The sequence below is a fragment of the Streptomyces sp. NPDC001980 genome, assembly GCF_040296885.1.
Lineage (GTDB): Bacteria > Actinomycetota > Actinomycetes > Streptomycetales > Streptomycetaceae > Streptomyces.
In genome coordinates, this window is record NZ_JBEOYD010000075.1 from 21,603 (window position 1) to 27,734 (window position 6,132).

The 6,132-nt window shown below is 71.8% G+C and carries 5 protein-coding genes and 1 tRNA gene; 2 read left to right on the plus strand and 4 right to left on the minus strand.

Annotation, left to right across the window (positions count from 1 at the left end; translation table 11 throughout):
* Nucleotides 1-11: 11 nt before the first annotated feature.
* Complete coding sequence (locus tag ABT137_RS49180) at nucleotides 12-188, plus strand: hypothetical protein (protein WP_351720207.1); 177 nt, start codon at nucleotides 12-14, stop codon at nucleotides 186-188.
* A gap of 158 nt (nucleotides 189-346) precedes the next feature.
* Here ABT137_RS49180 and ABT137_RS49185 read toward each other — a convergent pair whose 3' ends face one another.
* The 4 genes from ABT137_RS49185 to ABT137_RS49200 form a co-directional block, all read right to left on the minus strand.
* Nucleotides 347-1,135, minus strand: a complete 789-nt coding sequence (locus tag ABT137_RS49185) for a S16 family serine protease (RefSeq protein ID WP_351720209.1) — start codon at nucleotides 1,133-1,135, stop codon at nucleotides 347-349.
* A gap of 91 nt (nucleotides 1,136-1,226) precedes the next feature.
* The gene (locus tag ABT137_RS49190; protein WP_351720211.1) at nucleotides 1,227-1,868 is read right to left on the minus strand and encodes an IclR family transcriptional regulator; all 642 of its coding nucleotides are present in this window, start codon (nucleotides 1,866-1,868) and stop codon (nucleotides 1,227-1,229) included.
* A gap of 386 nt (nucleotides 1,869-2,254) precedes the next feature.
* Nucleotides 2,255-4,063, minus strand: coding sequence for a DEAD/DEAH box helicase (locus ABT137_RS49195; protein WP_351720212.1), 1,809 nt, complete (start codon nucleotides 4,061-4,063; stop codon nucleotides 2,255-2,257).
* A gap of 113 nt (nucleotides 4,064-4,176) precedes the next feature.
* Nucleotides 4,177-5,607, minus strand: coding sequence for an MFS transporter (locus ABT137_RS49200; protein WP_351720215.1), 1,431 nt, complete (start codon nucleotides 5,605-5,607; stop codon nucleotides 4,177-4,179).
* 191 nt (nucleotides 5,608-5,798) lie between these two features.
* On the opposite strand from ABT137_RS49200, the gene ABT137_RS49205 reads away from it, so the two are divergent.
* A tRNA-Cys gene (locus tag ABT137_RS49205) sits at nucleotides 5,799-5,870 on the plus strand.
* Nucleotides 5,871-6,132: the final 262 nt, after the last annotated feature.

Here is a 6,132-nt window from a genome sequence, read left to right on the forward strand (position 1 = left end):
AGGCACCCACCATGCACACCCAGACCCAGCTCGCCCGGCACCGGATGACGGAACTGCACGCCCAGGCGGAGGACCACCGGCTGGCGAAGGCGGCCAAGCCGGAGCGGGAACTCCGCGAGCGGATCGGCTGGACCCTGGTCGAAGTCGGCCTACGCCTCGCAACCCCGACGGCGGCAGTCGCCCCGTGAGGGGCGCGGGGCCGTGCTGATATGCGGCTCCGCTCAGCGCCCCGTAAGGGGCGCTGGGGGTGCCCCCGGCCGAAGGCTGGGGGAGGAACTGCGCGACCAGCCCCCACCGACCGGCAGCCGACCACCCACCTCCGCCCCCACTCACCCACACCCGAAACTCAACAGCTCGGGACGCTCTCCCCCTTCTCCAACGCCACCAGATCGGACACGGCCCCCTTCAGCGTCGTCACCGGCACCAACCGCAACCCCTTCGGCAACTCCGCCTTGGCGTCCCCGCACTCGTCCTTCGGCACAAGAAACACCGTCGCCCCGTCCCGCCGCGCGGCCTGCGTCTTCAGCGCGACCCCGCCCACGGCCCCCACCGCACCGTCCGCACCGATGGTCCCGGTGCCGGCGATGTTCTTCCCCCCGGTGAGGTCTCCCCCGCTGCCGTTCCCGTCCAGCTTGTCGATGATGCCGAGCGAGAACAGCAACCCCGCGCTCGGCCCGCCCACGTCCGCCAGCTTCAGGGTCACCTTGACCTTGCTCGCGCTCAGGTCCAGGTACTTCAGGGCGGCCTGGGTCGCCGCGTCCTGCGACTGCTCCATCTGCTCGGTGTTGTGCTGCTCGATCTCCTGGACGTTGTTGCCGCTCGGGTAGACCGAGTCGCGCGGCATCACGGCCCGGTCCGTCCGGAACCAGTTGCCGATCACGTCGCCGAGCGAGACCCGTGCGTCCGGCCCGGTCGCCTCGATCGTCGTCATCCGCAACTGCCCGCTGGTCGTGCGGGTGGGCGCCCCGGAGACGGTGATCACCGGGGTGCCCCGGTTGGCGCCGAGCACGTTCGCCGTCATCCCGGGCTGGGCCACCGAGAACGGCAACGGCGCGAAGACGGCCGTACCGATCAGAGCCACGACGGGAACCGCACAGACGGCGACGGCCTGGAGACGCGTGAGACGTGAGAGCACGGAGTCAATCTAACGTGGCGACCTGTTCAGGCCACCGCCCCGACCCCGCTCACCGCACCGCCTCCGCCGCTGTCCGCGCGGCTGTCGCCCGTCAGCGCAACGCCTCCGCGACCTCCCGGGCCGCGTCCATGACCCGTGCGCCGACCCGTTCCGGCACGGCGTCGGCCAGCATCACGACCCCCACGCTGCCCTCGACGCCGGTGACCCCGATCAGCGGGGCCGCGGCCCCGCTCGCCCCGGCCTCCAGTTCGCCGTGGGTCAGCGTGTACCCCGGGTCGTCCCGCGCGGCGTGCCGGGCGGCCAGGATCGCCTTGCCCGCGGCGCCGCGGTCCAGCGGGTGCCGGAACCCGGCCCGGTAGGCCACGTGGTAGTCGGTCCAGGTCGGCTCGACGACCGCGACGGCGAGCGCCTCGCTCCCGTCGACCAGGGTCAGGTGCGCCGTCGCCCCGATGTCCTCGGCGAGCGACCGCAGCGCGGGCAGGGCTGCTTCCCGTACCAGCGGATGCACCTGGCGGCCAAGACGCAGCACCCCCAGCCCGACCCGGGCTCGCCCGCCCAGGTCACGCCGTACCAGCGCATGCTGCTCAAGTGTGGCGAGCAACCGGTACACCACGGTCCGGTTCACGCCCAGTTTGTTGGAAAGCTCGGTGACGGTCAGCCCGTGGTCCGTGTCGGCCAGCAGTTTGAGGACCCTGAGGCCCCGGTCGAGCGTCTGAGAGGTCTCCGCGGTCACGACGCCCACTCCTTAGGTGGTGAGGTCGGCAACCTCCGACGCGGCGGATGCGTCGCCGAGTCCCGTCAGCGACGCGCTTCAGAGGCCGCCGATCGGCAGGACGGCCCGGCGGCTCCGGGCCCAGTCGCTTCACGGCTGCGCTCCGCGGCGGCGCTGCCACGGGGCGTGTGCGTAGCCGGACAGTAGCGAAGCGGGTTCGCTGAGCGGAAGCCTCCGTCCAGAATCCGGTCACGTACCGGTATGGACTACTGCGGATTGGGCCGGTATGTACACGGCGATTTGCACAGCGCCCTCGCACCAGCGCCCCAAAGGGGCGCCGGGGGTACCCCCGGCCGAAGGCCGGGGGAGGAACTGTGCGACCAGCCCCCACTCCGCGGCAGCCGAAGTCACCGCATCCGGGTGGCCCACTCCTGCACCTTGGCAATCCGCTGCCGCAACTGCCCCGCCGTGGCCTCCGCACTGGGCGGCCCCCCGCAGACCCTCCGCAGCTCCGTATGAATCACCCCGTGCGGCTTCCCGCTCTGATGCACATACGCGCTGACCATCGTGTTCAGCTGCTTGCGCAGCTCCATCATCTCCTTGTGGGAGACGACGGGCCGCCGTTCCGCGGGCAGTTCCAGCAGGTCGGCCTCGTCGTCCGGCTTCTTGCGGCTGTGCGCGATCTGCCGGGCCTGCCGCTTCTGCAACAGCAGCTGCACCTGGTCGGGTTCGAGGAGCCCCGGGATGCCGAGGTAGTCCTGCTCCTCCTCGCTCCCCGGATGGGCCTGCATGCCGAACTCGGCGCCGTCGTAGAGCACCCGGTCGAAGACGGCCTCGGACTCCAGCGCCTCGAAGGCGAACTGCTCCTGCTCGCCGGTGTCCTCGTCCTGCTCCTTGTTCGCCTCCTCCATCTCCTTCTCGGACTCGGCGTACGGGTCCTCCTCGCCGTCCTTCTTCGGCTTGTCGAGGGCGTGGTCGCGCTCGACCTCCATCTCGTTGGCGAAGGTCAGCAGGTCCGGGACGGTCGGCAGGAACACGGACGCGGTCTCGCCGCGCCGCCGGGACCGCACGAAACGGCCGACGGCCTGGGCGAAGAAGAGAGGAGTGGAGATGGTCGTCGCGTAGACCCCCACCGCCAGCCGGGGCACGTCGACGCCCTCGGACACCATCCGCACCGCGACCATCCACCGGTCGTCGCTGCCGCTGAAGTCGTCGATCCGCTTGGACGCGCCGGTGTCGTCGGAGAGGACCACGGTCGCCTTGGTCCCGGTGATCTCGCGGATGAGCTTGGCGTAGGCGCGGGCCGAGTCCTGGTCGGAGGCGATGACGAGGGCGCCCGCGTCCGGAATCCCCTTCCGCACTTCCGTCAGCCGCTGGTCGGCGGCGCGCAGCACGGCCGGCATCCACTCGCCGCGCGGATCGAGCGCGGTACGCCAGGCCTGGCTGACCGCGTCCTTGGTCATCGGCTCGCCGAGCCGGGCGGCGATCTCGTCACCGGCCTTGGTGCGCCAGCGCATGTTGCCGCTGTAGCTCAGGAAAATGACGGGGCGGACGACGTGATCGGCGAGCGCGTTGCCGTACCCGTACGTGTAGTCGGCGGAAGACCGCCGGATCCCGTCCTGCCCCTCCTCGTACGTCACGAAGGGGATGGGGTTGGTGTCCGACCGGAACGGCGTACCGGTCAGAGCCAGTCGCCGGGTGGCCGGCTCGAACGCCTCCAGGCAGGCCTCGCCCCAGGACTTGGAGTCGCCGGCGTGGTGGATCTCGTCGAGGATGACGAGGGTCTTGCGCTGCTCGACCCGGTTACGGTGCAGCATCGGCCGCACGCCGACACCGGCGTACGTCACCGCGACCCCGTCGTACTCACGGCTGAGCGGTCCGGCGCTGTACTCGGGATCGAGCTTGATCCCTATCCTGGCCGCGGCCTCCGCCCACTGCTTCTTCAGGTGCTCGGTGGGGGCGACGACGGTGACCTGCTGCACGACATGGTGGTGCAGCAGCCAGGAGGCGAGCGTCAGCGCGAACGTCGTCTTCCCGGCGCCGGGCGTGGCCACGGCCAGGAAGTCGCGCGGCTGCTCCTGGACGTACTTCTCCATGGCCCCCTGCTGCCAGGCACGCAGCTTGCTGGCGGTACCCCAGGGCGCCCGGCCCGGGAAGGCCGGCGACAGGTGATGGGAGGAGGAAGCGGCAGCGGAGGAAGCGGCGGTAGTAGTCACGGTCTCCGTAGTAAGGGGGTCGGGCGGCTACGTATGACAACCGGGCCACCCTACCGGCGCCCCATGACCGTCAACGCGCGGACAAGGCCGCCTCACCCCGGGTGGGACTCACGTCACAGATCACGAAGCCGGGTCGTCACCCAGGCCCCGACGAGGGCCACCCCCGCCATCGGCAGGAACACCGCGGCGAAGGCGGCCGGATGGGAACCGGAGCCCGCCGCCCCCGTCATGCTGCCGCCGCCGAGCGAGGCGAAGGCCGCGCCGGCCACGGCGAGCAGGACGACGTTCGAGAGGGCGTCGGAGATCTGCAGGGCGGCGGAGTTGGCGCCGGCCTCGGCCGGGGCGGAGAGCCGGAGCATCAGCACGCTGGCCGAGGCGATCACCAGGCCCATCCCGAAGCAGCCGAAGCCCCAGGCGACGGCGACGGTCCACACCGGCACGCCGGACACGAGCACCGTCGGCGCCGCGGCGACCGCCGCCGCCACCAGCACCATCCCCACGGTCATCAGCCGCTCCCGGTACGGCTCCATCCGCGGCCGCGCCTGCACCCACGAACCCACCGCCCAGGTCACTCCGCCGGCCGCCAGCGAGAACCCGGCGAGGGTGGGCGACAGGCCCCGCTGGGTGACGAGCATCAACGGCACGAAGGACTCGGCGGAGATGAAGGCACCGGCCGCGACCCCGCGCAGCAGGACGACGGAGGGCAGGCCTCGTGCCGCCCGATACGTACCGCGGGGCAGCAGCCCGAGCACGGCGGGCACCAGCAGCGCACCACCGAGCAGTCCGGGTATCACCGACACCCACCGCAGATCCTGAGCCGCGTACTGCAGCAGCCCCGCCCCCAGCGAAATACCGAAGGCGAGCCGGATCCGCCGCCGGTCGAACACCCCCTGCCCGCCTTCCACCACCGGCCCTCCCGCCCGCCGCCGTATCTGAGGCAGGGCGAGCGCCACCGGGAAGACCACGAGCACCGGGATCCCGAGGAACACCCACCGCCACCCGAGCTGCTCGGTCACCGTGCCCGCGGCCAGCGGCCCGACGATGGACGGCACCACCCAGCCCGCGGCGAAGGCGGCCATGATCGCGGGCCGCAACCGCTCCGGGTAGGCCCGCCCCACCACGACGTACAGCGCGACGATGACCAGCCCGCCGCCGAACCCCTGCACGGCCCGCCCCGCGATGAACACCCACATGCCCTGCGCGGTCCCGGCCACCACCAGCCCGCCGGCGAAGGCCCCGATCCCCGCCGTCAGCGCCCCGAGCGGCCCCTGCCGGTCCGACCACTGCCCGGCCAGCACCATCCCGAACAGGCTGGTCGTGAAGTACCCGGAGAAGGCGAACGCGTACAGCGACACCCCGTCCAGCTCCCGAGCCGCAACGGGCATCGCCGTCCCGACGGCCGTCGCCTCGAAGGCGATGAGCAGCACGACGGAGACGATCCCGACACTCAACGCCCGATACGACCGCCCCAGCACACCATCCGTATCGGCTCTGTCGGCGGTCTCGTCTGCGACAACGGCGTCGCTCGGCTCAAGGGCGGTCATGCTCACCACGGTAAGGCCCAATCCCCACCCTGACCCCTGTCGCAAGCCCCACCCCACCTCCGACCTTGGTCGTACACCCCCCGGTCCCCCGGCTCCCCCGGTTCATGAACGCCGTATGGCAGTCCCGTTGCAGCCCCGGCGATCCCCTTGAGCCCCTCCCCCGCACCCCCGTACCTTCAACTCACGCACACGGCCGTGTGCCCGAGTGGTTTAGGGACTCGCCTGCAAAGCGAGTTACGTGGGTTCGATTCCCGCCACGGCCTCTGATTGCCTGACCAGGCAAAATGCAAGGGCGGCACTCCCGAGGTCGCAGGGCAGAGCCGTACGGCACTCGCTGTCACGCGGGATACCGGCCCGGGCCGGATGCGCCGGGGCGGGCGCCGCCGCTCCTCCGAAAACCCCCCGGGTCCCGCGGGGGGCGGGGGGGCCCCCCGCCGGGGGACAGGGGCCCCGCCGGCACGGCCCCCCCCACCCCCCAGATAAAGATCAACACCCCGGCGACGGCCGGGGAGGGAGCGGAGATGG

What these genes read in the sequence shown, in the direction of transcription:
- ABT137_RS49180 (WP_351720207.1), top strand. Translation starts at nt 12, where the DNA reads ATGCACACCCAGACCCAGCTCGCCCGGCACCGGATGACGGAACTGCAC.
- ABT137_RS49200 (WP_351720215.1), bottom strand. Translation starts at nt 5,607, where the DNA reads ATGACCGCCCTTGAGCCGAGCGACGCCGTTGTCGCAGACGAGACCGCC.